Source organism: Halovivax asiaticus JCM 14624, from assembly GCF_000337515.1.
GTDB lineage: Archaea > Halobacteriota > Halobacteria > Halobacteriales > Natrialbaceae > Halovivax > Halovivax asiaticus.
Map to the genome: position 1 here is coordinate 15,928 of NZ_AOIQ01000009.1, position 25,805 is coordinate 41,732.

At 66.3% G+C, this 25,805-nt stretch carries 29 protein-coding genes; 17 read left to right on the forward strand and 12 right to left on the reverse strand.

Annotation, left to right across the window (positions count from 1 at the left end; all coding sequences use genetic code 11):
* The first annotated feature begins 127 nt into the window (after window positions 1-127).
* The 5 genes from C479_RS04895 (at window position 128) to C479_RS04915 (ending at window position 4,052) form a co-directional block, all read left to right on the forward strand.
* Window positions 128-523 (forward strand): DUF5802 family protein, encoded by a 396-nt coding sequence (locus C479_RS04895; protein WP_007698772.1) that lies wholly within the window; start codon window positions 128-130, stop codon window positions 521-523.
* Between the two features lie 81 nt (window positions 524-604).
* Window positions 605-1,525 (forward strand): Vms1/Ankzf1 family peptidyl-tRNA hydrolase, encoded by a 921-nt coding sequence (locus tag C479_RS04900; protein WP_007698776.1) that lies wholly within the window; start codon window positions 605-607, stop codon window positions 1,523-1,525.
* Window positions 1,526-1,620: 95 nt separating this feature from the next.
* Window positions 1,621-2,637 carry a DUF1611 domain-containing protein gene (locus C479_RS04905; protein ID WP_007698779.1) on the forward strand — a complete coding sequence of 339 codons (1,017 nt, stop codon included), beginning with the start codon at window positions 1,621-1,623 and terminating at the stop codon, window positions 2,635-2,637.
* On the forward strand, window positions 2,634-3,674 hold the full coding sequence (locus C479_RS04910; RefSeq protein ID WP_007698782.1) for a dipeptide epimerase: 1,041 nt from the start codon (window positions 2,634-2,636) through the stop codon (window positions 3,672-3,674). The genes C479_RS04905 and C479_RS04910 overlap by 4 nt, the downstream gene beginning before the upstream one ends.
* Before the next feature lie 135 nt (window positions 3,675-3,809).
* A complete protein-coding gene (locus tag C479_RS04915; protein WP_007698785.1) occupies window positions 3,810-4,052 on the forward strand; it encodes a hypothetical protein in 243 nt (80 codons plus the stop codon).
* Between the two features lie 15 nt (window positions 4,053-4,067).
* On the opposite strand, the gene C479_RS04920 is transcribed toward C479_RS04915, so the two are convergent.
* The 3 genes from C479_RS04920 to C479_RS04930 form a co-directional block, all read right to left on the reverse strand.
* Window positions 4,068-5,066, reverse strand: coding sequence for a hypothetical protein (locus tag C479_RS04920; protein ID WP_007698788.1), 999 nt, complete (start codon window positions 5,064-5,066; stop codon window positions 4,068-4,070).
* 115 nt (window positions 5,067-5,181) lie between these two features.
* Window positions 5,182-5,706 (reverse strand): HPP family protein, encoded by a 525-nt coding sequence (locus C479_RS04925; protein ID WP_007698791.1) that lies wholly within the window; start codon window positions 5,704-5,706, stop codon window positions 5,182-5,184.
* Between the two features lie 54 nt (window positions 5,707-5,760).
* Window positions 5,761-6,849 carry a hypothetical protein gene (locus C479_RS04930; RefSeq protein ID WP_007698793.1) on the reverse strand — a complete coding sequence of 363 codons (1,089 nt, stop codon included), beginning with the start codon at window positions 6,847-6,849 and terminating at the stop codon, window positions 5,761-5,763.
* 156 nt (window positions 6,850-7,005) lie between these two features.
* Between C479_RS04930 and C479_RS04935 the strand changes: the two genes are divergently transcribed.
* Both C479_RS04935 and C479_RS04940 read left to right on the forward strand, forming a co-directional pair.
* Window positions 7,006-7,566, forward strand: a complete 561-nt coding sequence (locus C479_RS04935; RefSeq protein ID WP_007698796.1) for an FxLYD domain-containing protein — start codon at window positions 7,006-7,008, stop codon at window positions 7,564-7,566.
* Window positions 7,567-7,837: 271 nt separating this feature from the next.
* The gene (locus C479_RS04940) at window positions 7,838-8,506 is read left to right on the forward strand and encodes a metalloregulator ArsR/SmtB family transcription factor (protein WP_007698797.1); all 669 of its coding nucleotides are present in this window, start codon (window positions 7,838-7,840) and stop codon (window positions 8,504-8,506) included.
* A gap of 123 nt (window positions 8,507-8,629) precedes the next feature.
* Here the strand turns inward: C479_RS04940 and C479_RS04945 are convergent, their stop codons facing one another.
* Window positions 8,630-9,262 carry a hypothetical protein gene (locus C479_RS04945; protein WP_007698798.1) on the reverse strand — a complete coding sequence of 211 codons (633 nt, stop codon included), beginning with the start codon at window positions 9,260-9,262 and terminating at the stop codon, window positions 8,630-8,632.
* 152 nt (window positions 9,263-9,414) lie between these two features.
* Between C479_RS04945 and C479_RS04950 the strand changes: the two genes are divergently transcribed.
* The 3 genes from C479_RS04950 to C479_RS04960 all read left to right on the forward strand — a co-directional run bounded on the left by C479_RS04950 (window position 9,415) and on the right by C479_RS04960 (window position 11,996).
* Window positions 9,415-9,621 carry a hypothetical protein gene (locus tag C479_RS04950; RefSeq protein ID WP_007698799.1) on the forward strand — a complete coding sequence of 69 codons (207 nt, stop codon included), beginning with the start codon at window positions 9,415-9,417 and terminating at the stop codon, window positions 9,619-9,621.
* Window positions 9,622-9,679: 58 nt separating this feature from the next.
* Window positions 9,680-10,984, forward strand: a complete 1,305-nt coding sequence (gene gatD, locus C479_RS04955) for a Glu-tRNA(Gln) amidotransferase subunit GatD (RefSeq protein ID WP_007698800.1) — start codon at window positions 9,680-9,682, stop codon at window positions 10,982-10,984.
* Between the two features lie 91 nt (window positions 10,985-11,075).
* Window positions 11,076-11,996 carry a GNAT family N-acetyltransferase gene (locus tag C479_RS04960; RefSeq protein WP_007698803.1) on the forward strand — a complete coding sequence of 307 codons (921 nt, stop codon included), beginning with the start codon at window positions 11,076-11,078 and terminating at the stop codon, window positions 11,994-11,996.
* A gap of 299 nt (window positions 11,997-12,295) precedes the next feature.
* Here the strand turns inward: C479_RS04960 and C479_RS04965 are convergent, their stop codons facing one another.
* Entirely contained in the window at window positions 12,296-12,574 is a 279-nt protein-coding gene (locus C479_RS04965) for a ubiquitin-like small modifier protein 1 (RefSeq protein ID WP_007698805.1), read from the reverse strand.
* 152 nt (window positions 12,575-12,726) lie between these two features.
* Here C479_RS04965 and C479_RS04970 point away from each other — a divergent pair, with 152 nt between their 5' ends.
* The gene (locus C479_RS04970; RefSeq protein ID WP_049907101.1) at window positions 12,727-13,452 is read left to right on the forward strand and encodes a nucleoside phosphorylase; all 726 of its coding nucleotides are present in this window, start codon (window positions 12,727-12,729) and stop codon (window positions 13,450-13,452) included.
* A gap of 117 nt (window positions 13,453-13,569) precedes the next feature.
* Here C479_RS04970 and C479_RS04975 read toward each other — a convergent pair whose 3' ends face one another.
* Complete coding sequence (locus tag C479_RS04975) at window positions 13,570-13,917, reverse strand: DUF5658 family protein (protein WP_007698810.1); 348 nt, start codon at window positions 13,915-13,917, stop codon at window positions 13,570-13,572.
* A 333-nt stretch (window positions 13,918-14,250) separates the two neighbouring features.
* Window positions 14,251-16,005 carry an acyl-CoA carboxylase subunit beta gene (locus tag C479_RS04980; protein WP_007698812.1) on the reverse strand — a complete coding sequence of 585 codons (1,755 nt, stop codon included), beginning with the start codon at window positions 16,003-16,005 and terminating at the stop codon, window positions 14,251-14,253.
* Between the two features lie 166 nt (window positions 16,006-16,171).
* On the opposite strand from C479_RS04980, the gene C479_RS04985 reads away from it, so the two are divergent.
* From C479_RS04985 to C479_RS04995, 3 genes are read left to right on the forward strand one after another with little or no spacing between them, the layout of a single operon-like run.
* Window positions 16,172-17,440, forward strand: coding sequence for a hypothetical protein (locus C479_RS04985; RefSeq protein WP_007698815.1), 1,269 nt, complete (start codon window positions 16,172-16,174; stop codon window positions 17,438-17,440).
* 4 nt (window positions 17,441-17,444) lie between these two features.
* On the forward strand, window positions 17,445-17,663 hold the full coding sequence (locus C479_RS04990; RefSeq protein ID WP_007698818.1) for a hypothetical protein: 219 nt from the start codon (window positions 17,445-17,447) through the stop codon (window positions 17,661-17,663).
* Between the two features lie 58 nt (window positions 17,664-17,721).
* Window positions 17,722-18,165: a universal stress protein gene (locus tag C479_RS04995; RefSeq protein ID WP_007698820.1), complete on the forward strand. Its 444-nt coding sequence runs from the start codon at window positions 17,722-17,724 to the stop codon at window positions 18,163-18,165.
* A 128-nt stretch (window positions 18,166-18,293) separates the two neighbouring features.
* Here the strand turns inward: C479_RS04995 and C479_RS05000 are convergent, their stop codons facing one another.
* The 3 genes from C479_RS05000 to C479_RS05010 form a co-directional block, all read right to left on the reverse strand.
* Window positions 18,294-19,226: a class 1 fructose-bisphosphatase gene (locus tag C479_RS05000; protein ID WP_007698823.1), complete on the reverse strand. Its 933-nt coding sequence runs from the start codon at window positions 19,224-19,226 to the stop codon at window positions 18,294-18,296.
* A complete protein-coding gene (locus C479_RS05005; protein ID WP_007698825.1) occupies window positions 19,223-20,011 on the reverse strand; it encodes a class I fructose-bisphosphate aldolase in 789 nt (262 codons plus the stop codon). Before C479_RS05005 ends, C479_RS05000 begins: the two co-directional genes overlap by 4 nt.
* Window positions 20,012-20,097: 86 nt before the next feature.
* Window positions 20,098-20,997, reverse strand: coding sequence for a hypothetical protein (locus C479_RS05010; RefSeq protein ID WP_007698828.1), 900 nt, complete (start codon window positions 20,995-20,997; stop codon window positions 20,098-20,100).
* Window positions 20,998-21,180: 183 nt separating this feature from the next.
* Here C479_RS05010 and C479_RS16480 point away from each other — a divergent pair, with 183 nt between their 5' ends.
* A complete protein-coding gene (locus C479_RS16480; protein ID WP_007698831.1) occupies window positions 21,181-21,345 on the forward strand; it encodes a hypothetical protein in 165 nt (54 codons plus the stop codon).
* Window positions 21,346-21,397: 52 nt separating this feature from the next.
* Here C479_RS16480 and C479_RS05015 read toward each other — a convergent pair whose 3' ends face one another.
* Window positions 21,398-22,516, reverse strand: coding sequence for an archaeosine biosynthesis radical SAM protein RaSEA (locus tag C479_RS05015; RefSeq protein ID WP_007698834.1), 1,119 nt, complete (start codon window positions 22,514-22,516; stop codon window positions 21,398-21,400).
* Between the two features lie 132 nt (window positions 22,517-22,648).
* Window positions 22,649-22,843 carry an HVO_0649 family zinc finger protein gene (locus tag C479_RS15775; RefSeq protein WP_083893811.1) on the reverse strand — a complete coding sequence of 65 codons (195 nt, stop codon included), beginning with the start codon at window positions 22,841-22,843 and terminating at the stop codon, window positions 22,649-22,651.
* A 211-nt stretch (window positions 22,844-23,054) separates the two neighbouring features.
* Between C479_RS15775 and C479_RS05020 the strand changes: the two genes are divergently transcribed.
* Together C479_RS05020 and C479_RS05025 are read left to right on the forward strand one after the other, a co-directional pair.
* The gene (locus tag C479_RS05020) at window positions 23,055-23,240 is read left to right on the forward strand and encodes a DUF1328 family protein (protein WP_007698836.1); all 186 of its coding nucleotides are present in this window, start codon (window positions 23,055-23,057) and stop codon (window positions 23,238-23,240) included.
* Window positions 23,241-23,345: 105 nt separating this feature from the next.
* Window positions 23,346-25,667 carry a GAF domain-containing sensor histidine kinase gene (locus C479_RS05025; protein ID WP_007698837.1) on the forward strand — a complete coding sequence of 774 codons (2,322 nt, stop codon included), beginning with the start codon at window positions 23,346-23,348 and terminating at the stop codon, window positions 25,665-25,667.
* Window positions 25,668-25,805 lie beyond the last annotated feature (138 nt).

Consider the following 25,805-nt stretch of genomic DNA (forward strand, 5'->3'; position numbering starts at 1 on the left):
CACCCGTTCGGAACGACGGTCGAGCAGTTCACCCGTTTCACGGACGCGAAAGAAGTGCCTGAAAGCCCTTCGACGTAAAGGTTCCCGCACAACGGTTATCCGTGATCGGTTCCTGTTACCACATGGCATGTTCGAGCGGTTTTCGCAACACTACTACCTGGGTCGTCTCTACGTGACGCCGACCGAGACCGACCGGGTCACCATGGAACGAACCCAGCACGAGCGCGTCAACGAACAATTGTACGCGAGCGGCGACGGCGTCGAACGACTCGATACGCCGCTGGTGATGAAACTCGAGACACAGCACTTCCCGGTCCACGGAACCGAATCACTCCCGGCGAACACGCTCGCCGTCCCGACAGCCGTCCTCGAACAGACGGAGATCGACAACCCGCCAGCGCTCTCGTCGGTCTTTCTCGCCAGTCGCGACCGGGCACGTCAGCTCCTCCAGTTCGCTGGCTGGGATCCCGACACCCCAGTGCGCGGGGACGAGCCGGACGGGACCCCGCCGGCGGGGATGTAAGGCCACCACAGGTTGACGCGACGCGCGGCGCCACGCCGCCCGTCGGAACCTAGAAGTACCAGCGCCGCCCGGATTCGATCGATGTCGAAGCTCGACGAGTGGTTGGGCCGGGCGTCGCTCAGGGACCGCATCGACGAGCTAGAGCGCGAGTGCGAACGCCTTCGTGAGCGCTACGAGGCCGAATCCGACCGGCGTCGCGAGGCGGTTCGGGAGCGTCAAACCGCCGAAGAGCGGGTCAATCGGCTCGAAGACCGCATCGCACAGCTCGAGGGAGAGCTCGATCGGCACGACGACGATGGCGACGACCTGACCTATCGCCGCCGCGAGACGCTCCGGGGCGACCGACTCGTGGACATCCTCTCCCGGCTCGATTCGCTCCGCACGGAGCCGGAATCCGTCCTGACGGCGTCGATCGAACCGGACGCCGTTCCGGAGTCGGTGGCGTCCGCGCTGGGCGATCGAGCCCGCCTCGCGACCGACGCCGCGCCCTGCCTCGTCGTGGTCGACGATGCCGGACTCGTCTCGGTCGCCCTCGATGGCCCGCTTCCCGTCGACGTGGAACCGACCTGGAGCGATCGCATCGAATTCGACCCGTCCCGCTTCCGGCCGGCGGGGCCGCACTTCCTGGCGCTCGTTCGGTCAGACCGGTTCGCGATCGGGCGCTACGACGGCACCGAGCGGGTCGAGTACGCTGGATTCGAGAGCGACGTCAAGGGCGCCCACTCGAAGGGTGGCTTCTCGCAGGCTCGATTCGAGCGGATTCGAGAGGAACAGATCGACGACCACGTCGCCCAGGCGAGGGCGGCGATCGAAGACGTTCGCGACGAGGCGGCCGACCTGCCCCTCTACCTGGCCGGCCAGCGCAACGTGCTCGACGAACTCGCAGACCAGCTGGATCCGGGCCCCACCGCCCTCGCGGCGGTCGACGCGACCGGTGAGACGGAACGCGCCCTCGACGACGCCCACCGCTCGTTCTGGTCGACGGAGTTGCTCGTTATTTAGACCGATAGCGGATCGGAGATCCGTCGTGGTTCTCGACGGATGACACAGGTCACCGCATCTCAAACGTCTAAGTACCGGGTCGACAATGTGGCGATATGCGCGTTGCACTCCTCGCCCACGAGCAGTTTCCCGACCGGGCCAAGACCGCCCAGGGCATCCTCAGGTACGCAGACTACGACGTGGTCGCCGTCCTCGATCGCGAGACGACCGGCGACCGCGTCGCCGAGCACGTCCCGGACGTCCAGGACGCCCCGATCGTCGCGGGGATGGACGACGTGGACGAGTCGATCGACGCCCTGGTGATCGGCATCGCCCCGATCGGCGGCGGCTTCGAGGAGTCTTGGCGGCCAGACGTCCGAACCGCCCTCGAACGCGGCTGCGACGTCGTCTCCGGACTCCACTACTTCCTCGCCGAGGACGAGGCGTTCGCCGCCCTCGCCGACGAGCACGGCGGCGACATCTGGGACGTCAGGAAGCCGCCCGAAGACCTCACGGTCAGCGAGGGCGTCGCCGCCGACGTCGACGCCGAGGTCGTCTGCACGGTCGGCACCGACTGCTCGGTCGGGAAGATGACGGCCACCATGGAACTCGTCGAGGCCGCCCGCGAGGCGGGCCACGACGCGGCCGTCATCCCGACGGGTCAGACCGGTATCGTGGTCGAAGGCTGGGGTAACCCCGTCGATCGCGTGATCAGCGACTTCACCGCGGGCGCCGTCGAGCAGATGATCGTCGAGAAGGGCGACGAGCACGACCTGCTCGTGGTCGAGGGACAGGGCAGCATCGTCCACCCGGCGTACTCCGCGGTCACCTGCGGCATCCTCCACGGCGCGATGGCCGACCGGCTCGTCCTCTGTCACGAGGCCGGCCGCGAGCGGATCCACGGCTACGAATCCTTCGCCCTCCAGCCGATCCCGACGTACGTCGACCTCTACGAGTCGCTCGCCGCGCCGGTGAACGAGTCCGAGGTGGTCGCGGGGATGTTGAACACGCGGAACGTCGACGGCGACGACGCGGCACGGGAGGCGGTCGACGCCTTCGCCGACGAACTGGGTGGGCCCGCGACCGACCCCATCCGCTTCGACGCGGCCGAGGTCCTGGAGGCGATCCGATGAGCCTCGAGACGGATTTCGAGCGCGTTTCGCTGCCCCTCGAGTTCCCCTTTACCATCGCGCGAGGGACGCAGACGGCGGCCGAGAACGTGATCGTCCGGGTCGAGGACGACGAGGGGCGCGTCGGGATCGGCGGCGCCGCACCGTCGCCACACTACGGCGAGACGGCGGCGACCGTCGAGGCGGTGCTTCCCTCGCTGCTCGAAGTCGTCGAAACCGTCGGCGACCCCCACCAGCTCGGCCGGATCGAACGCCGGATGCGCGCGGAAATCGCGGACAACCCGGCCGCACGCTGTGCGGTGAGCATCGCCCTGCACGACCTCGTCTGCAAGCACCTCGACGTCCCGCTGTATCGCTACTGGGGACTCGATCCGACCGAGACCGTCACCTCATCATACACCATCGGCATCGACGATACCGAGCGGATGCGCGAGAAGACTGAGATCGCGCTCGATCGTGGCCACGACACGCTGAAGGTCAAACTCGGGACCGACAGAGACGTCGAGATCGTCGAGACCATCCGAGACATCGCGCCCGACGTCCGTCTCTACGTCGACGCGAACGAGGCCTGGACGCCGAAGGAGGCCGTCCGTACGATCGAACGGCTCGCCGCCTACGACCTGGAGTTCGTCGAACAACCCGTTCCCGCCGAGAACCCGGAGGGGCTTCGATACGTCTCCGAACACAGCCCGCTCCCGATCGCGGCCGACGAGTCGCTCATCACGGTCGACGACGTCCCCCGGGTCGCCGATCGTTGCGACGTCGCGAACCTGAAGCTGATGAAGTGCGGCGGCCTCCGGGAGGCGAAACGGATCGTCCACGCCGCCCGCGCCCACGGGCTCCAGGTGATGTGCGGCTGCATGTCGGAGTCCAACGCCTCGATCGCCGCGGCCTGTCACCTCGCACCGCTGCTCGACTACGCCGACCTGGACGGCTCGCTCCTGCTCGACGACGATCCATACGACGGCGTCCCGCTACCCGGTGGCCGGATCGATCTCGAAGCGATGGATCGACCGGGAACCGGCGTCGGGACGCAGTAGGCCAGTTTCGGAGCCGACATTCCAATGCGACCCTCCAGTGCGACACCACAGAAAGACATCACAGTACGACAACGCTGACCGACACCGTAGCGCGACACCGCATTTTATGCCGACACGGGCGGAACCTGGTCGCTGATGAGTGATCTCACAGCCGACCTGCAATCTGCATACGAAGCCGCCGGCTACGACGTCAGCGACGTAACGACGAACCGCGACCTCGTCAGGATCGTCCTCGCCGAGGACGCGGGCGCCGAGGCGGTTCGGTCGATCGTCACGGAGACGCTCGACGAGGAACCCCGATTCGGCGTCGACGTCGCCACGGAGGCCGTCGACGGCCAGGACGGCGTGTCGACGGTCGTCTCGTTCCGGGACCGGTAGGGCGTCGTCCGCCGATCAGTTGGTCTGTTCCGTCTCGCGGAGGATGAACGGCCCCATCGCGAGGGTTCGCTTGGCCACCGTGACGATGCGAACGATGAACGTGATGAAGATGACGAACGGCGAGAGCCCGACGACAACCCCGGCGCTGACGACCCAGACCAGGTGGGAAACGCCCAGCGTCGACCCGACGAACGTGCCCGCGTCGACGTACATGATGAACATCGCCATCACCGTGAGTGCCGGGATCGAGGCGTACAACAGCGCGCGCGAGAGGTTGATCAACTCCCACTGGAAGTAAAGCGTCTTGAAGTGCTCGCGAGTCGGCCCGAAGAACGTCAACAGGTCGACGGCGGTATCGATCTCGGCGTCAACGTCGTCGGGCAGGTCGTGTTCATCACGGAGCGACCGCCCCTGGTGGATCAGCCGCGAGTACTCGAAGTGCATCATCGCCCAGATGACGTCGAAGGTGCCGAACTGTGCGGACGCGAGCATCTCGTGTACCTGGTCGGCTACGTCACCTAGCTCTGTGGCGTAGGCGTCGATATCGTCGCGAGCGTCAGCGTCCGTGTTAGACCCCACCTCCCGAATCGTCCCGGCCTGGTCGCGGATCCCGACGAGCAGTTCCCTGACGAAGATCGACGGCTCCGGCTCGGTGATGTCGATATCGATCGCCTCCTCGACATCCCGCTGAAACGTCATCGCCGAATCCATCCGGTCGCGCTGGTCGCCGACCGCACCGAGTTCCTGCGAGAGGACCAGTTGATTGATCGTGACGACGATCGACGTGCCGGTGATGATCGCCCCGATGAACGCGGTGAAGAAGTAGCCCATCCCACCCTGGGCCTCGTTTATCTGCCGGAGCGGCGTGAGGCCGAGGCGGCTCGTCAGGACGAGCGCCGCGTAGACGACGAGCAGAATACCGGCGGAGAGGAGCCAGCGATCCATCCGAAGCAACAGGTACTCTCTGAGCGCGCGCAGGCGGCCGCCGTTCCGGTCGTCGGCAGTCGAGACCATTGTCAGTTCGAATGCCCGGCGCGCCGGCCGGTCTGTCCCCAGATACGACCGCCGTCGGCAAAATACCTCGCCCGACGAACTGGGCACCGTACTCACCGCGCTTCGTGAGACACACCTATCGTGGATCCGTCGGTTCGACGCCGTAGAAGTCCTGTACTCGTTCGACGACGATCCCGTGGAAGGCGACGAGGAGTGCGACAGAGACGACGATAATGGCGACCTGGAGTGGCGTCGACATGAGCCCCAGGGCGACGATGAGCGTCGTCGCGCAGGCGGCCGGGTGGTTCGTGTTCGACCAGAGCATACCGACCGTCGTCAGGACCATCGCGACGAGCCCCGAGAGGACCAGCCGTCCCACGGCCGGCGAGAACGGCGCTTCCACCCTGAACGTCTCGACGGCGACGAGGCCGTCCGCGAAGACGACGTAGGTGGCGAATCCGGCGACGGCTGCGATGGCGTGGCCGCCGATGACGTGGTAGGCCCCCTCCGCACGCGGGTTCTCGCCTGTCGCGAGCAGGTACGCCGAGGGGCCCAGGCTCGGAAAGAGGATCGGCTGGCCGGTCGCCCAGGCGAGTCCGCCGAGTAACGAAAAGTGCAGGGCGACGTTTATCCCCGCGCTGACGTCGTCTCTGACACTCATCCGGCGGTTCGACGACTCGCGACTGGATAAGTAGGGAGTCGGTACGCACCGCGTTCAGGTCCCATCGTCCGCTTCAGTCACGTCGAACGGGCCCTCGTCCGCCGCCTTCGCTGGCAACATTGGCCCGGTCGAAGCGGTTCGACGCGTGATCGTCGCCGTCCGCAGGATGTAGGCGGCAAGCAGGGCCACTGGCGCGATGGCGATCGTTACGATGACGCTCACGACCGCGGGCAGCGCGGTGTAGGAGAGTGTCGGCCCCGCCGCGTCGGCGTAGGTGACGCCGAGTAACACGGCGGCGAGGATCGACGGGACGCCGAAGCCGATCGTCAACTGGGAGAATCGCGTCAGTTCTCGCTGGAGATAGGTCGTCTTGAAGTGTTCCCTGGCGACGGCGAACAACCGCAACCCGGAGCTGATGTCGTCGAAGGCGTCCGTCGCCTCGGGATTGAGGGAGTCCTCACGTGCGGCCCGCAGATGCTCACCGGCGTACCGGTACCAGCCGTCGTCGAACCGGGCGGTGAGCGACAGCGTGTCGAACGCGTCGAACGAGGTCGAATCCAGCGCGTCGTCGATTCGATCCGTGTCGCGGCGCAACTCGGCGGCGTAGCGCTGCACGGACAGCCCGTTCGACGCGCCCGCCGAGTCGGAGATCGATTCGCGAGCGTCCGTCGGCTCGACGGCCGATTCGAGCGCCCCCGCTCGCCGGTTGACCGTCTCGGCCAGCAGCTCGAGCAATGCCGCTGGTGCCGCCGGGGCCGCGGGGACGCCGGCGAGGTCGGCGATATCGTCGCGGACGGACTCGACGCCCTCGAGGCGATCTTCGGCCGTCCCCGCGGCGACGAACTCACTCGAGAGGATCAACTGGTTGATCGAGACGACGACCGTCACCAGGGAGAACGTGCCGGCGATCAAGCCGCTCGCCACCCGCGTCATCGAGTTCGGGTTGGTGAACGATATCGCCCCGACCGCCTCGAGAACGAGCGTCGCCAGCAAGACGACGAGGACGAGCAGCGTCGCGACCACGAGGCGGTCGCCCTCGAGCAGGAGCCACTCCAGCGCCCGACCGAACGGGGACGTGTCGTCGATCGTCGAGTTCGCGCCGGTCCGACCGGGCGTCCCGCGGTCGTCGGCGTCTCCGGCCATCGGCGGAAGGTTCACTGGACGGCCGCAAAAGGCTCGGCGTTGCGACGCTCGTATGCACTGCGTACCATCTCCCGGCCGATCGGGATCAGCCCGTACGTCGGGTAATCCGGCGGGGGCAGGCTGTAGACTGAAATGGAATCGCGGTGTCGATGAGGTATGCCCAACGGGGAGTCGTCGATATCCGTGGCGGAGTCGTCGATACCCGACGGGGAGCCGTCGATGTCCGCGGGGGAATCACCACGACCCGGGCGGCGTCGCTGGCTGTCCGTCGTCGGCGCCAGCATCGTCGGAGCCACATTCGTCGGCTGCCTCGGGGGTGGTGGACCATCGTACGAATCCGGATCGATCCCGGCAGTCAACGGGAGTAATCGAACCGCCCAGCAACAGGTCGCGGCAACTGCAAGCGCAACCACGAGTACCGCAAGCGGCGTCTCACCGGTGGAGTCGCTCTCGCTCGTCGAGCACTCGTTCGTCTACGAGGGCGGCTATCAGGGATCGACGGTTCAGGGGACCGTCAAGAACACTGGAGCCAGCCAGGCGCAACTCGTCGAGGTCCGCACCAGAGTGTACGACGAATCTGGAGCCCAGCTCGGGCAATACATGGCCAGAACCGGTGACCTCGCCGGTGGCGACAGCTGGGCGTTCACCGTTATCATCCTCGAGAATCCAGCAGTGCTCGACCGCTACGAGATCACCGTCCTCGGGGTTCCCGGGTGAGCGAGCCCGAGGGAACGCAGGAGTAAGCGTCGCCAGGATAGCGAACAGCACGTCGGGGCTCACAGGCGAGGGCAGTTGGGCGGTAGCCGATTTCGATCAGTTGCTGCTGCCGTGCCGTTACGCAATCAATTGCCGCAGTCGGTCTAGTACTGTTCGAGAACGTATCGACGAGATGAATTAATCGGACGGCTCCGGCGACTCGGCGAACGACGACACGCCGCGGCCGTCGAGCAGACACGCTTTTCAGCGTCCATCGCTTACCCGAGGGCAGATGGATTCCGCGGCTCTGCTCAACCTGCTCGGGAACGAGAATCGCCGGCGGATTCTCCGGCTGCTCTCGCGGAAGCCCTGCTACGTGACCGAGATTTCCGAGTACCTGGGCGTGAGCCCTAAGGCCGTCATCGAACACCTCCGGAAGCTAGAAGAAGCCGGCCTCGTCGAGAGTCGAACCGACGACCAGCGACGAAAGTACTTCCACATCGCCCGTAACGTCCGCCTCGAGGTGAACCTCTCGCCGTACGGCTTCGCCAGTAAGAGCGCCTACCCCGAAGGGACGAACGTCGACATCACGAGCTGTCGCCACCTCAGCTTAGACGTCGGCCGCGAAGACGACGACGCGCTCTCGGGGCTCCTCGGCCAACTCGAACGCCTCGAACGCCTCGAGAACGAGCTCTCGCTGGCCCAGCGGTGGGTACAGGGCCAGCTCTGTGAGGTACTCGACGAAATCTCAGAGTCGGTCGGCTCGAACGGTGACAGTCGGGTCTACGCGGACCTCCTCGCGAGTATCCGCCGCGAACCAAAGAGCGTCAGCGCCATCAGCGCAGACCTAGACGCCCCGCGCGAGGTCGTCGCAGAACTGCTGGAGGCGATGGCCGATCGGGGGATCGTCCGCCGGACTGAGCGCGGCTGGGAACTCACCCAGCAATCGACGGTGGCGTAACGCGATCGTCGAACGGACGGGAGACAGACAGCCCGATCTGGCGATCGGGTCGTACTTTTCACAGTTGCCGTGTTGCAACTCCTCGCTGCAACCGACAGATTGGAGCCCGCAATTGTCGTCGTGTTACGGTTCCCGCGTCAGCCCAGCACGAAGGTCTCGGCCGAAGTAATAGCCGAAAAGACAGGCGAGCAGACCAGTCGCGAGCCCGACCAGTACGAGCCGGCTGCTGAACCCGCCGACGATCACGACGAAGTAATCGAACAGCGCCGTCACGCCGCCGACGGCGCTTCCAGCAGCGACCATCTCCGTGTAGCGTCGTTTCGACGTCATCGCGCCGATCAGGAACGCGACGACGAACAGCCCGATCAGCGAGCCAGCGATGGGGATCGTCATGCCACCGCCGACGTACCCGATCCCGAGCGCGGCGACGAGTCCGAGAAACGCCCGAACCGAGAAGAGCGACGACAGGCTGGGCGACGGCAGCGACGGCGTGAGCCGAGCACGCCACGAGCGGCCCGCGTCAGTGCGCTCGTCCGACCGATCGGCCTCAGTCTCGGGAGGGAACGCCCCACCCAGCCCAGTGTCGGCGGCTCCGTTCGTTTCGGAGCTGGCTGGTGTTGCACGATCCGCTCCTGACGAGTCGAGTGAGCCGTCACCGGAGTCGCCGCCCGTCTCCGAGAGCAGCTGCTCGGTCTCTGCCAGAATCTCTTCCGTCGAACGTGCCTCCGAGACGGTTTCCTCTGACTCGCCGGCCATACCGCTCCTTCGGCGTCGACCGGGATGGGTTTTTCCCACCACGCGAAGAGCCAGTGTCGCCCCGTCGGGGTGGGTGACGGCTCCCGTCGCCGTCGGGCTCGGGCATACTGATGGCCCCAGCGTATAGGAGACTGCGCGTCCGAATCGAGGCCATGGAGTGGCTGCTGGCGATCGTGATGGGAATCGGCGGCTACGCGGCCGCCGGGATCGCCGGCGGGCTCGCACTGACCATGGAACGCCAGCCCGAAACCGTGGGGCCGCTGTTCGGCGCCGTCCGAGTGGTCGGTCTCGTCATCGCCGGGCTCGCGCTGGTCTTCGCCACGCTCCTCGTCGGTCACGGGTTGCTCGCCCTCGTGTGAAGCGCCCACTCACTGTCGAAAAGGTGGGTTCAAGTCGCCGCGCGGACAATCGCCAGGTATGAATCCAGGCGACCGGATCCGCGTCGAACGGGCGGATCGAACCGTCGAAGGGGTCTGTCTTCCCTCGAGTACGCCGGACCACCTCGTCGTCAAGCTCGATGGCGGCTACAACGTCGGCATCGAACGCGACGACGCCAGCGTCGAAGTCCTCGAGCCGGGCGTTCACGACGTCGGTGCCGGTGACGGAGCCGACGACGCGACGTCCGAGATCGCGTTCGACGACTCGCTCCCGACGATCGCACTGCTCTCGACCGGTGGCACCATCGCCTCGACCGTCGACTACCGGACGGGTGCCGTGACCGCCCAGTTCGACGCCGAAGACGTGCTTCGCGCCGTCCCCGAACTCGCCGGGCGGGCGAACTACCGCGGGCGCGTCGTCTCGAACATCCTCTCAGAGAATATGGAACCGGCGATCTGGCAGGATCTCGCTCGGGCCGTCCACGAGGAGATCGACGCCGGCGCCGACGGCGTCGTCGTCATGCACGGCACCGACACCATGCAGTTCACCGCCGCCGCGCTCTCGTTCATGCTCGAGACGCCGGTTCCGATCGTCTTCACCGGCTCGCAGCGCTCGGCCGACCGACCCTCCTCGGACAACGTCATGAACGCCGTCTGCGCGGTCGAAGCGGCCAAGGCCGACTGCGCCGAGGTCCTCGTCTGTATGCACGGGAACGAGTCGGACGACACCTGTGCGCTCCACCGGGGCACCCGCGTCCGGAAGAACCACACCTCGCGACGGGACGCTTTCGAGACCGTCGGCGCCGAGCCGCTCGGCACCGTCGACTACCGGGCCGCCGAACTCCGGCGGGACGGGGACGGCCAGGCGATCGAGTCCACCGAGACGGACGCCGTCACGTTCCACGGCGACTATCGCGAGCGCGGTGGGGCCGAGCTCACCCTCGCCGACGACCTCGAAGCAGACGTCGAACTCGTCAAATTCACGCCCGGGATGGACCCAGCGTTCCTCGACGTGGTCGAGGGGAAAGAGGGACTCGTCGTCGAGGGGACCGGCCTCGGGCACGTCCACACCGACTTCATTCCACGCATCGAAGCACTCATCGAGGACGGAACCACCGTCGTCATGACCAGTCAGTGTCTCGAAGGGCGCGTCTGCGATCGCGTCTACGACACCGGCCGCGACCTGTTGGACGCCGGCGTGGTCGAAGCCGGCGACACCCTCCCGGAAACCGCCCTCGTGAAACTCATGTGGGCGCTCGAAAACGCCGACGGTGAGACCGTCGACGAGATTATGAGTCGCTCGATCGCCGGCGAACTGCAGGAACGGTCCGTACCGTGGACCTGAACCGGCGACAATTCGCGCACTACGGGTGCCGAACGGACTAGTCACCAGCTGGGACACGCGAGCCCACCCACACCCGATTACAACTGACCCAATGACACACGCGACCGACATCGAGATCCGACGCGCAACGCACGACGACTACGAGGGCGTCGCCGCTTTCACCCGCGACCTCTGGGACGACCACGGCGGCGACTACCTCCACCACGTCTACCACGACTGGCTGGAAGACGAGGACGACGACCACAAACGAACGTTCCTCGCGACCGTCGGCGACGACGTGGCGGGGATCGTCCAGGCGGTCATGCTCTCGCCCGACGAAGCCTGGTTCCAGGGTATGCGTGTCAACCCCGCGTACCGCCGACAGGGCGTCAGCCGGCGGCTCAACGAAGCCGGCTTTGAGTGGGCGATCGAACAGGGCGCGACCGTCGGACGCCTGATGACGTTCTCCTGGAACGTCGCCGCCCTCGGCGCCGCCCGCGCCGGCGGCTTCGCTCCCGAAACCGAGTTCCGCTTCGCCCAGCCCGACCCGGATCACGACGCCGACGGCCCCCACACCGTCTCGACCGACCCCGACGCGGCCTGGCGCTTCTGGACGACGAGTAACGCCCGTACCCACCTCCGCGGACTCACACTCGACGCCGACGAGTCCTGGGCCATGCGCGACCTCACCCGCGACGACCTCGCCACCCTCGCCGACGACACCGCCGTCTTCGCCGTCGACGGCGACACCGGCGTCTCGGGAATGGCCTACCGAAGCCGCGACTACGAGCGTGAAAACGACGACGGCGAAACGGTCCACTGGGCCGAGTACGGCGTCGGCGCCTGGGCCGACGTGCCCGCCGCGAAATCCCTCTTCGCCGCCATCGCCCGTGACGCCGCCGAGCTCGGGGCCGACGAGACGCGCGTCCTGATCCCCGAAACCGTCACCGCCGTCAGCGACGCCTCCTACGCCGGCGCCGACCTCTCCGACGAACCCGACTTCGTCCTCGGGATCGATCTGACGAACTACTAACGAACTTTTTCCCTGCGGGCCGGCGGAGCCGGCCCTCGGAAAAACTTCGATGAAAAGCACTCCTCCTTCCGTTTCGGGCCGCTTCGCGGCCTGCTCACGGCTACGCCGTTCGCATAAACGCGGCGCTTCGCGCCGCGCACTCCACATCAGTCGTCGGCCCGCTCGCTCACTGCGTTCGCTCGCGGAACAAATGATCTACCGCGCACAGAAACTAGATGCATCGCGGGCTCGCGGCCATTCGAGACTAAGCATCCAGCGGATCACGGCTCAATCGATTCAGAACCCGTCCGCCGACCGAACTACCCGCCGCTGACCGGCGGAAACATCGCGAGTTCGTCGCCGGCTTCGAGCGTCGTCTCCAGCCCCTCCTGTTGGGTGTGGATCTCGCTGCCGTTGCGGAGGACGTTGATGCCGTCGCTGAGCTGGCCATCCTCGTCGAGGACGCGCTCGCGGAGGTCGTCGTGATCGTCGAGAAGCGCGTGTAACGCGTCCTCGACCCTCTCCCCGGGTTCGACGTCGACGGTCAGGTGTCTGTCGCCGGCGCGTTCGGCCAGGTCGGCGAACAGCTTCCACTCCATACCGCGCCGTTCCGGCCGGGAAGAAAAGTACTTACCGCTCTCGGGTGGCGATTTCTCTCTCAACCGGTCACCGACCGGAGTCCCATTTCGACCACGACGAGGTGGCGACGCGAGACGAGCGCCTTTTTGTCAGCGGCGACGAAATCGCCGATATGACACAGCCGCACCTGCTGGTCGAGGAGGGAGACGTCCACGATCTCGCGCTCGTTCCCGGCGATCCGGGACGGGTCGACCGTATCGCGAGCCACTGTGACGAGGCCGAGACGGTCGCGGAGAATCGAGAGTATCGCGTGGTCAATGCGACATACGAGGGTCGAGAGCTCACCATCTGTTCGACGGGGATCGGCTCGCCGTCGGCCGCGATCGCCATCGAAGAACTCGCCGCCGTCGGCGTCGAGACGGTCGTTCGCGTGGGGACGACGGGCGCCCTCCAGACGGACCTCGAGATCGGCGACATGATCGTCGCGAACGGCGCGGCGAAGGACGAGGGAACGACCAAGCGCTACGAAGCGAAGACGATCCCGGCCGTTCCCGACTACGAGGTACTCTCGGCGCTCGTCGACGCCGCCGAGGCCGAATCCACGGACGTCCACGTCGGTCCCGTCGCGACCGACGACGCGTTCTACGCCGAGACGGACGCGTACGTCACCGCCTGGGAAGAGGCGGGCATGCTCGCCGTCGAGATGGAAGCGGCGGCCATCTTCACGCTCGCACGCCGGAAGGGCCTGCGCGCCGGCGCCATCTGCACCGTCGACGGTAACCTCGTCGAGGGAACCCAGAAGGGCACGGACACCGACGACGAAGAGCTCCCGGAGAAGGCGAAGAACAACGTCGCCCGCGCGATCGATATCAGTCTTGACGCGGCGACGCGACTCTAACGGTCGCGTTCGATCTATCGAGTCGGCTTCTCAGTCGTTCGCGTTCAGATCTTCTCACACGATTTTAGTGAACGAATTGAGCTTCGGGACAGGATCCGCCGGTAGACGCGAGAGAGCCTAGACGACCAGCGACAGCATGTAGAGATTGACGATGGCCGCCGCGCCCCACGGAATCGCGAGCGCGGCGGGCACGATCGATCGATACGTCGGCGCAACGAGCCCCCGACAGGCGACGGCGATGGCGACCGCCCCGGCTTTCAGCGCCAGCATGCCGACGACGCCCCAGCCGTCGATGGCCGATCTGGCGATGGGATTCGACTCGGAGAGACCGAGGTGGAGGCCGACGATCGTCGTCACGACGTCGCCGATCAACACGATAGTGACCAGGCCCCACAGGACACGTTCGGTGTCGGACGGGGTCGGCACCGGCGACCAGTCGAGGGCGTGCTGCGTACGGCTGCTCATGGAGGCCACTTCGCCGGACTCGAACCGATCGCCGGGTCCACGAGACCACACATGCCACGAAACCCGAACCGGGTCCACCGCTACCCCGAAGTGACTCGTCCGAGCGGGCCACCGCTCGACGAATAGTTATCCCAGGGATACGGACACAGCGGGGGCGCTAGTCGGTGCTTACGGGGAGAGTGCCGTGCTTCGAGGCTCGGTAGGAGGGAGTTACCCGTCGTACAACCGGGAAAGGAGTCACCCGCTACGGAATCGCCGCAGAAAGACGTGATCGACCCCTCGCGATGAGATTGGGACGGGACAGTGAGCGAGTCGGACGGAGTGGGCTGCCGGCTACAGGACCGTCCCGTGTTTCTTGCTCGGAAGCTCCTTCTCGACACCTTCGTAGAAGGCGAAGCGGTTGGCGAGTTCGGTTCGAAGCTCGCTCGGCGGGACGATCTCGTCGATGACGACCTCGCTGGCCATCCGGTGGATGTCGATGTCCTCGCGGTACTCCTCACGAAGTTCGGCCTCCATCTCGGCGCGTTCGTCCTCGTCGTCGATCTCGGACAGCTTGCGGGCGTAGACGGCGTTGATGGCGGCTTCGGGACCCATGATCGCGATCTCGCCGGAGGGGAGTCCGATGACGCTCTCGGGTTCGTAGGCGGGCCCGCCCATCGCGTAGATCCCGGCGCCGTAGGCCTTGCGCACGACAACCGTCTGCTGGGGCACCGTCGCCGAGGAGGTGGCGTAGATGAACTTCTTGCCCTTCTCCAGGATCGCGTCCTTCTCGACTTGCGAGCCAGCCATGAAGCCGGGCGTATCACAGAGATAGAGGATCGGGACGTTGAACGCGTCCGACTTCCAGATGAACTCGGCGGCCTTCTCGGCGGCGTCGGGGAAGATCGCGCCCGCGCGGTGGTTCGGCTGGTTGGCCACGATACCGACCGGCCGGCCATCGATCCGGGCGTAGGCCGTGATGATCTCCTTGCCGTAGTCCGGGCTGAGCTCGAAGTACGATCCCTGGTCGACGACGCGGTCGATCAGGTCGACCATATCGTAACCGCGATTCGGCTCCTGCGGGACGATCGAGTCGATCCCCGCCGGCGACGCGACCGGCTGCCGACCGGGCGTCTTGGGCGGCTGTTCGTCGGCGTTGTTCGGCAGATACGTGATCAGCTGGGAGACGAGTTCGCGGGCGTGTTCCTCGTCGCGGGCCACGAGGTCGGCGCTGCCCGACTGGCGGGCGTGCATCGACGCGCCGCCCAGTTCCTGCATGCTGATCTCCTCGCCGGTGACCATCTGGACCATCCGCGGCGAGGCGATCGCCATCGCGGACATCCCCTCGACCATGATCGTGAAGTCGGCGAAGACCGGCGTGTACGCGGCGCCGGCGATACAGGGACCGTAGAGCACACAGATCTGCGGGACACGCCCGGAGAGCATCGAGTGGTTGTAATAGTACTTGCCGATGCCCTCCCGATTGGCGAAAAAGCCCGTCTGCTGGTCGATTCGGCCGCCGGAGGAGTCCATCAGATAGAGGACGGGTTGGCCGGTCTTCAGCGCGCGCTGTTGCATTCGGAGGAACTTCTCGACACCCTTGGCGGCCATCGACCCGCGCTTGACCGTGTAGTCGTTGGCCATGAAGTGGACGTCCCGGTCCTCGAACGTCGCGGCGCCGGTGATGAGGCCGTCGGCAGGGAGCTGGTCGTCGGCGTCGAACTCCGCGAACCGGCCGTCCTCGAAGAGAAAGTCGTTCCCGTCCCCGGAAAACCAGAGATCGATCCGATCGCGGACGAAGAGTTTGTCCTCCTCGGGGAGTTGCTCCTTGTACTTCTCCGGGCCGCCGTCTAGGATCTCGGCGATCTCCGCACGAAGCGTCGCTTCGCGGTCGGTCGGTCCCAGATCGTCCGCCGCCGGCGTGACCGTACCGGTCGTCCCGCCTGTCCCAGGTGGTGAGTTGGTGTCACCAGCGACGTCCTCGACTGCGGCCGGCTCGGCGTCGTCACCGACGTAGACCGAAACCTCACCACCGACGTGTTCGGCCATCGCCGATGCGATTGCTTCGGCCTCGTCGGCCGACGCGTCCGCCCCGATGCGTACTTTCATGTCGCCATCTGCGGCGGTCGACGCCAAACCGTTTTCCATTCGTGTTGGTCACGGGCGGAGGGATTCGTCACCGGCCCGTTAGGTCGGCGACACGCACCTCGCAAGCACAACTGCCACCGAGTCGGCCATCCTCTCTCCGCCGACCCGATAACCCGGGCTGGGATCGATGACCGACCGAGAACCACCCGACGAACGGGACCATCAGTCACCCGACGAACCGACCACCGTGACCGATCACGACGGCGATCCGTCGAGTGAGTCGACGGCACGCGCCGCAGGTCGGTTCGCCTCCCGGCGCTCGGTCCTCGCGTCCGTGGGGAGCGTCGCCGGTGCGCTCGGCCTGACGCGCGTCCTCGGCGTGGACCGAGTCCTCGATCCGCCGGAGGGAACCGTCTCGGTCGAGACCGCTCTCGTCCACCCGGGCCCCGGCGACGGCGGGATCGACCCGTCGACGATCCAGTCCCGGACCCGGACGGTGCCCGCCGACTGGCGAGCGCGAGTCGAGGCCGCCTTCGACCTCCACGAACGGCTGCTCGCGACGCGCCTTCCCGGCTACCTGAACAGTGCCGTCGTCCCCGGTTCCTACGAGGACGGAACCGCTCGAATCTCGATCCACGCCAGCCCAGACGAACTCGGCGCGATCCCCCGGACGATCGGTGAGCTGGTGTCGACGCTTGACATCGAGTGGCACGGGATCTTCGAGGGAATCGGGGTGCGAGTCACGCGGACGGAGGTGATCGACGACATTCGAGACGCCGACGTCGAACGCGAGGACCACCTCGCGCTCGGCTGGTCGATAGATCCGGTCCCCGGCGGCGTCCGCTGCCAGACCGGGGGCCACGCGGCGACACTCACGCCGGCGCTGTACGATGTGGACGGAAACCCGACCTTCGGGACAGCACTCCACGCCTTTCGAGACACGGAGCAATTTCACGGGACGGCGATCACGGTGCCGATCGACGGGCGTTCTGAGCCGGAGACCGTCGGCCTCGCGTCGACGGCACTCACAGACAGTGACGTCGCGATCGGGACACCCACGAACGGCCACACGCCGGGAAGCGTGCTGGGAAATCGAGGCCAACTGACGATCCGCGGGCAACTCACGCGCTGGGGGCTGGCAGATCGCGTCGCCCGTGGCGTCACCCTCGCAAAAGTCGGCGGTTCGACCGGTTACACGAGCGGCCCGATTCACGGCATCGACGCCGCCACCTGCGTGACGGCCGACGGCTGCCGACTGGGACAGGTGACCTGGGGGAACGAATCGACCCTCGGAAACGGCGACAGCGGCTCCGTCACCGTCGATCCGGATCCGGCAGGCGTCGACGGCGCGCTCGTCGCCTCGGTCAACAGCGCCCGAACCTGGTGGCCGGGACAGAATCACTGCTGGGGGATCGCAGCCCACGCACTCACCAGCGCCCACGGCTATCACTTCTGAGACAATGTACGACACCCTGTCACTCCAGCAAGTCGGCGCCGCGCTGTGGCGACTCGCGTGGCTCGCACTGACGGTGACCGGCTGGGTGGTCGGGCTCACGCTGCTTTTCGTCTCGACCGGCTGGCCCCGCTGGGCGTTCTACGTCGCGGTGATCGGCGGGACCATCACCTTCGCGATTCTCGGGGCGGCGACGGGAAGTGTTGCCGGACCCGCCGACAGCTGACCAACCCGGATTTCGAGGCAGGTAGCGCTTTATCGGCACAGGCAGTGTATCGTGCGCTATGAGGCACCTCGTGGCAATCGACGACTCCGATCCCGCCGACCGCGCCCTGTCGTACGCCGCCGAGATTACCGCAGCGATGGACGCCTCGCTCACCGTCGTCCACACGGTCGACCCGGCCGTCTACGACCTCGGCGGCAGCGAACCGATCTCGTCGCGCTCCGACGCCGACCAGCGACTGATCGTCGAGAACATCGCGGACACGGAGACCAGAGGGCAGGCCATCCTCGACTCCGCGCTCGAAACCGTCGACTCGGTCGACGCCGAGGGGGAACTCCTCTACGGCGATCCCGACGTGGCGATCACCGACTTCGCCGACGAACAGGGGTTCGACGCCATCTTCGTCGGCCACCAGGGACGGTCACGTCGCGCCGAGGCCATGCTCGGCAGCGTCGCGAAGGCGGTCGTCGAACGGGCGACGGTTCCGGTAACCGTCGTCCGCTGACGCCTGTCGATCACAGCGGATCGAACTGGCGGGTACAGCGGAACGATCGGGCCGATCACAGCGGAGCGATTGGAGCGGCCACAGCCGAGCAATCCTGCACTCGGAAAACGAGACGCGGTTTTGGTCCACTATTCGAGGGTGGCTTCGAGGCGGTCGATCAACACGGCGGTACCCACGTGGAGGGGGACCCGGTCGTGCAGTTCGTTCGGCTCGACAGAGAGCAGTGACCGGGAGCCGTCGGACGAGCGACCGCCGGCCGTCTCGATCAGGTGCCCGATGGGGTTGCCCTCGAACTGGAGGCGGAGTTTACCGCGGGGATTGTCCGCGAGCGCCGGGTAGGCGAAGATGCCGCCGTAGGTGAGGACCTGGTTAACGTCGCCGATCATCGCGCCGCCGTAGCGGAGTTTGTGCGAGGGATCGGATTCGACCGCCCGGGCGAACTCCGCGAAGTCGTCGGGCCAGTCAGGGACGCGACCGCCGAAGCCGTAGACGAGCGGATCGTCGGGGATAGTGACATCCTCCTCGACGACGGTCGGTTCCTCGCCCGAGAGTTCGAACTTCGTGACGGTGCCGCCGCGAGCGACGGCCATCGTCGTGATCGGACCGTACAGCACCCAGCCCGAGGCCACGATCGACGTTCCGGGTGCGGGAAGCGGCTCGTCGTAGACGGCGAAGACCGTCCCCATCGTGTTGTTCGGTTCGAGGTTCGAGGAACCGTCGAGCGGATCGACGGCGACGGCGACCGTATCGGCTGCGGTCGCCTCCTCGCCGCAGTCGACGACGTCGGCGCGCTCCTCGCTCGCATACTCGGCGACGCCGTCGATCGCCGACAGACGCGCCTCGAGCAGGTCGTCGGCGTAGACGTCCGCCTCGGCCTGCACGTCGCCGCTCGGATTCTCCCGATCGGACTTGCCGCGCCGACCGACGAGGCCGCTCCGGATGTCCTCGGCCGAGTCCGCGACGACGTCGACGATCGCATCGATCGTCGCGGCGCGACCGGTGTCAGCACGCTCGCCACCGGTTCCGTCGGCGTCCGTTCCGCCGCCGTCGCGCTCGCTCATTCGTCGAGCGCGGCGTCGGCGGTCTCGCCCTCGTAGATGACCTTCTCGAGGGCGTCGAGCAGGTGCGTCGGATCCTCACGCTGCCAGACGTTGCGGCCGACGGCCAGGCCTTTCGCGCCGGCGTCCATGACGGCCTCGACGGTCGAGAGGAACTCGTAGTCGGAGGTCTTCGAGCCGCCGGACATGACGACCTTCATGTCACCAGCGCAGTCGACGGCATGGGCCATCGCCTCCTTGCTGCCGGGATACTTGACCTTCGCGACGTCGGCGCCGAGTTCGAGTGCCAGACGGGTCGCGTAGGAGATCGTCGACGGCTTGGTATCGTTCTTGAGTCCCTGCCCGCGCGGGTACGACCACATGACGGTCGGGAGATCGTGTTCGCGTCCGGCCTCCTGCACGTCGCGGAACTCCTCGACCATCTCGATCTCGTTGTTCGAGCCGCCGTAGACGGTGAAACCGAGCGCGTCGGCACCGATCTCCGCGGCGTAGTCGACCGAGCAGTTGACCGCCGAGTCGGGTTCGCCCATCCAGAGGTTGGAGGTCCCGTTGATCTTCAACAGGAGGTTGACGTCGTCCTCGTAGCTGGGGTAGTAGCCCTCGGCGATACCCTTCTGGACGGCCATCGCGGTAACGGCGTCGTGCGTCGCCGTCTCGAAGACCGTCGACGGATCGAGCTTTGCCGGGACGTTCTCGAAGTCGACGGGGCCGTGCTCCAGGCCGTGGTCCATCGCGAGAATCAGTACCTTTCCGTCGCGGACGATCGGGGAGTCGTCGATCGGAATCATCTGTTTGAGTGGTGCTACAGACGCGTATTTATCTCTGATGGTCCGGGCCGGAGGCGGGTCGTTCGAGCCAGGTCAGGCCGGCACCATCAGTCGGCTGTCGGCACGTCGTGCCGGAGGGCAGGCCACCGGATCGGGTCCACCATCGCGACGTACGTCGTCTCCTCGTAGGTCGCGATCCAGTAGGCCCGATCGTCGTCGCTCGCGAAGGGGCCGTGGTCGAAGAACGTTCGCGCGACGCCTTCGAACGCTTCGTCGTCGGTCGAGTCGGCGTAGTAGCCACCCTCGTCGATGGCCTCCTCGACGACATCGCGTTCAGCGTCGGAGAGGCCCGCGAGGGAAAATCGATGGTCGGCCGCCAGCTCGTCGGCGTAGCGCCCCTCACTCCCCAGTTCGTCGACCAGCGTGTACTCGTAGGTCGTCACCGTCGTCTCGATCGGCTCGATCTCGACGCCCATCCGCTCGCCGTCGACCACGAGGACGTCGAACGCTGGTTCGGGGACGATGGCGGATTCCGCCCGCTCCGATTCGGTGTAGGACAGGTCGGCGCCGACGGCATCGTCGCCCGACGCACGCGAGGCGAGGAGTGAGTCGAGTTTCTCGGCGTCCACGCTCGGGAGCGCGTCGAACCGACGTTCGGCAGTGTCGGCCGCCCCGGGATCGGCCTCGAGAACGACCCGGTAGTCGGTGCGAGTTTGGTCGCCCGTCTCGGTACGAGCCAGCTCGTAGACGGTTCCGTCGTAGGTAACCGGCTGATCGACCCCGAGCGGCGGTCGCTCACCGGAGACGATCGCCGAACCGGTGTCGAGAACGTCGACGACGATGTTGCGCTCCTCGCCGGTCCGACCGACCTCGACCGTCGTCGGATCGAGAATCTCGTCCGTCGTGGCCTCGTCCATCTGCAGGACACCGGCAGCGTCGATACAGCCCGCGAGCGTGGCGCAGAGACCGGCTGCCACGGTTCCGAGAACACGACGTCGGGAGGGCATCACTCGACGGTTTCGTGTCACACATAAGTACTTTCTCCGTTCGACAACAGATCGCGCGCAGGTGTCCACGCAACCGGTGGACCGTCGCAGCTGGTGTTTCGTTGCGACCATTCGTCCAATACGGTCGTCTCATCGTGTTCGGCTCGCCGTGGCGGTTATCCCCTCGCACGTCGAAATCAGACCATGGCATCGACGACCTACCGCTGTGTCTGTGGTGCCGAACTCCGCTTTCGGCAGGACCTGGAGAAAGACGAGAGCGGTGTCTATCCCACCTGGAAGTGCAAAGACTGTCAGACGCCAGTCCCGGGAAAGATCGGCGAGCGCCTCAAGCACCAGCATCCGTCCTGACTCGTGCCAGTTCGTCGCTACGTCCGCCATAGCGACTCCGTCAGTCGCCCAATTATCGAACCAGCGGCATGTTGTAACTCGTCTCCAGTTCCATCACCGTCTCCCAGGTCGTCTCGCACTCACAGGAGACCTGCTCGAAGACGGAGGGGTCTTGCCGAAGGTCGAAGTCCTTGATCGCCTTCTGGACGAGATCGTCACACTCCTTGCAGTTGTGCGGGCCGCGGTCGGAGCCGTGGCCGACCGGGTCGGAGACGACGATGGCGTCGACCTCGGCAGTCTCCTCGAGGACGTGGGCGACCGACCAGAGCCATGGCGGGCGGTAGCCGTCGTTGAAGTAGAGGTCGTCGACCATCGTGTAGCGCTGGACGTTACACGGGTTCATCGAGACGGTGTGACAGCCCTCGACGTCGGCACAGCGTTCGATCGAAGAGATCATGTCCTCGACGGCCTCCGATTCCGCGAGGAACGGCGGTTTCATCAGGAGGTAGGCCTTGATCCCGGCCGAGGCCCCGCGGTCGACGTCCGGTTCGGCATCTGCTTCCGCGTCCGCCGCGGCGGCCTCTGCGCAGGCATCCTCGAAGTCGGCGAAGTCGAAGTACTTGTTCACGCAGTCGTGACGGACGCGGTCCGTGGCCGTCTCCAGGCCGATGGCGACGTCCGTGTCGATGCCGTACTGGGTGAAGTCGGCGATCTTCTCTCGGTCGACGAAATCGGGGAGCGATTCGACGACGATGCGCTCGCGGTCGGCGAACGTCTCGGCGATGGCCCGGCGAGTCTCGGCGCCGACCTCGCGCTCGTCCAAGAAGGAGCCGGAAGTGTAGATCTTGATGAGTGTGGCCGGCTCGTCTGCGTTATCTGCCTCGTGTGCCAGACAGACGTCGATCTGGTCCATCAGCGCGTCGTGGGAGACGGAGCCGCCGTCGACGCTCTCGGCGACGTACCCACACATCGTACAGCCGCCGGCGCGGGCCCAGCGACAGCCGCCCGTGTTGAGGATGATCGTCAGACTCCGTTTGACGCCGTCGGGCGTGTTGTCCTCGTCCAGCCAGACGCGCGTCGGCTCGTGGGGGTCGTAGCTCGCCTCCTTGCGCGAGCGGATCTCCCGCATCACCTGGTTGTGGGCGTCCATACCCTTGCCCTGCTCGTAGACCTCGGGCGTGGGAGTACTCATTGCCGGGCAAAGCGCCCCGACGCGTATAGCCGCTTCGTCTCACCGGGAGAGCCCTCGTCGCACGCCGGGCGACATTGCTATTTAATCGCACCCCGTCCTCCTACCCCTACCCGCTCACCACCGCCCGCTTTGCTACGCCGGAAGGCGAATTTCCCGACGCTCACGAGCCCCACAACTGAGACACTCGCGCTCGTACCGGACCGAGCGACCGCTGGCACGGACGGTCCACCCGCTCGCGTCCTCACTCCCGCAGGACGTACATCGAGTGTCGGCCTCGTACGTTCGACGCAACCGATCGAACGGGCTGACGGCGGCAAACACAGTCATAAGCTACCATACCACATGCAAAGAGATAACGCTACCGCCGGCACGCCTCGAATACTGTCGTGATGACACACCGCGTACAGATAAAAAACGGGAGGAATATCGGCCAGATCGTCGAATGCGGCAAGTACGCACTCATTACTCGTGTCAGTTGACGGATTTGTGAAGCGAACAGTGTTCAGCACTTAAGGTCGGTTTCGTTGCAGCCCAGTCCATGGTCGACACCGTCTCACTCCAGTTCGGCAACGGCGGGTTCCTGTACTGGGCGGTCATCTTCTTCGTACTGGCGCTCGTCGCCGCCGCGGTCGGCGCTCGCGGTGTCGCCGGTATCTCGATGGAGATCGCTCGGATCTTCGTGCTGCTGTTCATCGTCCTCGCCATCGTCGCACTCTTGCTCTGAGGAGAGGCAGTCTGGACTCATCGAACGAACGGTTGTGCCGACAGCCAGCCGAGGTTTCGGTCGGGCCGGAACGGTTTTGGGGATTCTGGACCGAGTACGGTCGAAATGCGCCGTCACCAGGCTGCAGTCCTCGTTCTCGACGGCTCCGGCCACGGCACCGACCTCGCGACGCAACTCACCGAGTCGGGATGGGAATCATCTCACGTCGCGACGCTGGATGCGGCCGCGACTGCACTCGACGAACGAGCCGTCGACCTCGTCTGCTGCGGGACACCCGACGACGGCGACGTAATCGCGGGGATCGAGACCGTCACGCGTGTCGCACCCACGACACCAGTCGTCGCGCTCGTCGACCCAGAGACCGACGTGACGGCGACGGCTGTCCTCGACGCCGGTGCAGTTGACGCCGTCTGCGCGGCTGGCCCGACGGACGAGTGGTATCCGCTCCTCACTCGACGGCTCGACGCCGCCCACTCGACAGTTCCAGAGAGCCTCTCCCGGGCCGTGATCGATCGACTCGCCGCCGAGCGAGACGGACTGATCTGTCTCTTCGACGAGAATCGACGTCACCACATCGTCGCCGGGGGCACCGACGACGAAGCTGGGCTCGACCCCGGCCGATTCGACGGCACCACCCTCGACGCCGTCGGACTCGATCCGGCCGTTTCCACCCAGCTTCGAGCGAACTACCACGCCGCCTGTGACGGCGAGACCCGATCGCGAACGGTACAACTCGACGGCCAACTGTTCACGGTCGAGACGGAGCCGATCGGCCCGGCCGAGGCGGGGTTCGGACTGGCGACGTACGCGCCTGCAGCCACCGCCGAAGCGTTCGGCGCGGACGACGAGACGACGCGTGCGAGGGTCGACCGGCTCCACGAGACCGTCGCCGCGCTCGACGATCGATCCGAGGTCGACGCGGTCTGCGAGTTCGTCGTCGAACGGGCGGTCGAACTCTTCGCCGCCGACGCCTGCGGCATCGCCGAACTGGACGAGGGGGTGCTCGCCTCCGTCGCCGCAACCGCCGAACGCCCGTACCAGTTCGACGGGCGCCTCGAAGCCGGCGATGGACTGGCGGGTCGAACCATCGAGCGCCAGGAGACGATCGCCGTCGCCGACGTCACCGACGAGTTCGGTCCCGAAAACGGGGACGAGCTCGATAGCGAGGACGGTGACGAACTCGATCTCAGGAGAGCGGACGAATTCGACGCCGGCACCACGCCCTATCGATCCGTGCTGTCGATTCCGATGGGGCCGGACGGCGTCTTCCAACTGTTCTCGACCGAGGTGGATGCCTTCGCACCCGTCGATCGAGTCCTCTGTGAGCTGCTCGTGGCTTACGCCACCCACGCGGTCGCTCGGGTTCGGTTCGAGCGCGCCCTCACTCGCGAACGGGATCGCTTCGCCGCGCTCTTTCAGAACATCCCGGACGCCGCGATCCAGTACGAGGTCGTCGACGGCGAGCCGACCATCGAGTCCGTCAACTCCGCGTTCGTCCGGCTGTTCGGCTTCGAACCCGACGTAGCGGTGGGGTCGTCGGTGGTCGAGACGGTGGTTCCCGCGGACGAACGGGACGACGCACGACGCCTCTACGACGAGGTGCTCGAAGGCAACCGTGTGGACGCGGAGGTCGACCGGCTCACCGACGACGGCGTTGCCCCGTTCTTGCTCCGAAGTGTGCCCATCCCAGCCGACGGGGACGACCAGCACGGCTACTTCATCTACACCGACATCTCCACGCTCGTCCAGCGCGAGCAAGAACTCGAGCGCCAGAACGAGCGCCTCGACGCGTTCGCCTCGATCGTCAGTCACGACCTCAGGAATCCCCTCTCGATCGCCGAAGGCTATCTCCAGACGGCCATCGAGTCCGGTGACGTCGACAACCTGACGATCGTCGACGAGGAACTCGATCGAATGCGTCGCATGATCGAGGACCTCCTCACGCTCGCACGAGACGGTGAGGCAATCGGTGCGTTGGAGCCGGTCGAACTGGCGACGGTCGTCGAAGCGGCCTGGGGTGGCGTCGACACCGCCGACGGGAGCCTCACCATCGGCAGCCTCCCGACCGTCGAGGGCGACCCGGACCGGCTGCGGCAACTCTTCGAGAACCTGTTTCGCAACGCCGCCCTCCACGGCGGAGACGACGTCGCGGTCGACGTCGATACCTTCGACGAGGGGATCTACGTCGCCGACGACGGTCCCGGCGTCCCCGACGATCTGAAAGACGAGATCCTCGACGCGGGCGTCTCGACCGCGAAGGGAGACGGGGGTACCGGCTTCGGCCTCGCGATCGTCACACAGATCGCGTCCGCCCACGGCTGGACGGTCACCGTCGAGGATAGCACGTCCGGTGGCGCCCGATTCGAACTTCGGCTGCAGCCCGACGAGGACAGTCAAGCCGGCGCACCGACCGGTGCGGTGCGGTAGCGGCCACACCTTGCGAGTGATCCGTCGTGTGCCGGTCGACCACACGGGAGGAACGCCATCCCGATCGACTTCGCAACTGTACAGCCGATCGACATCCTGTACAGTGCGACATTCTGTACCGTGACGGGGCCCCGACCA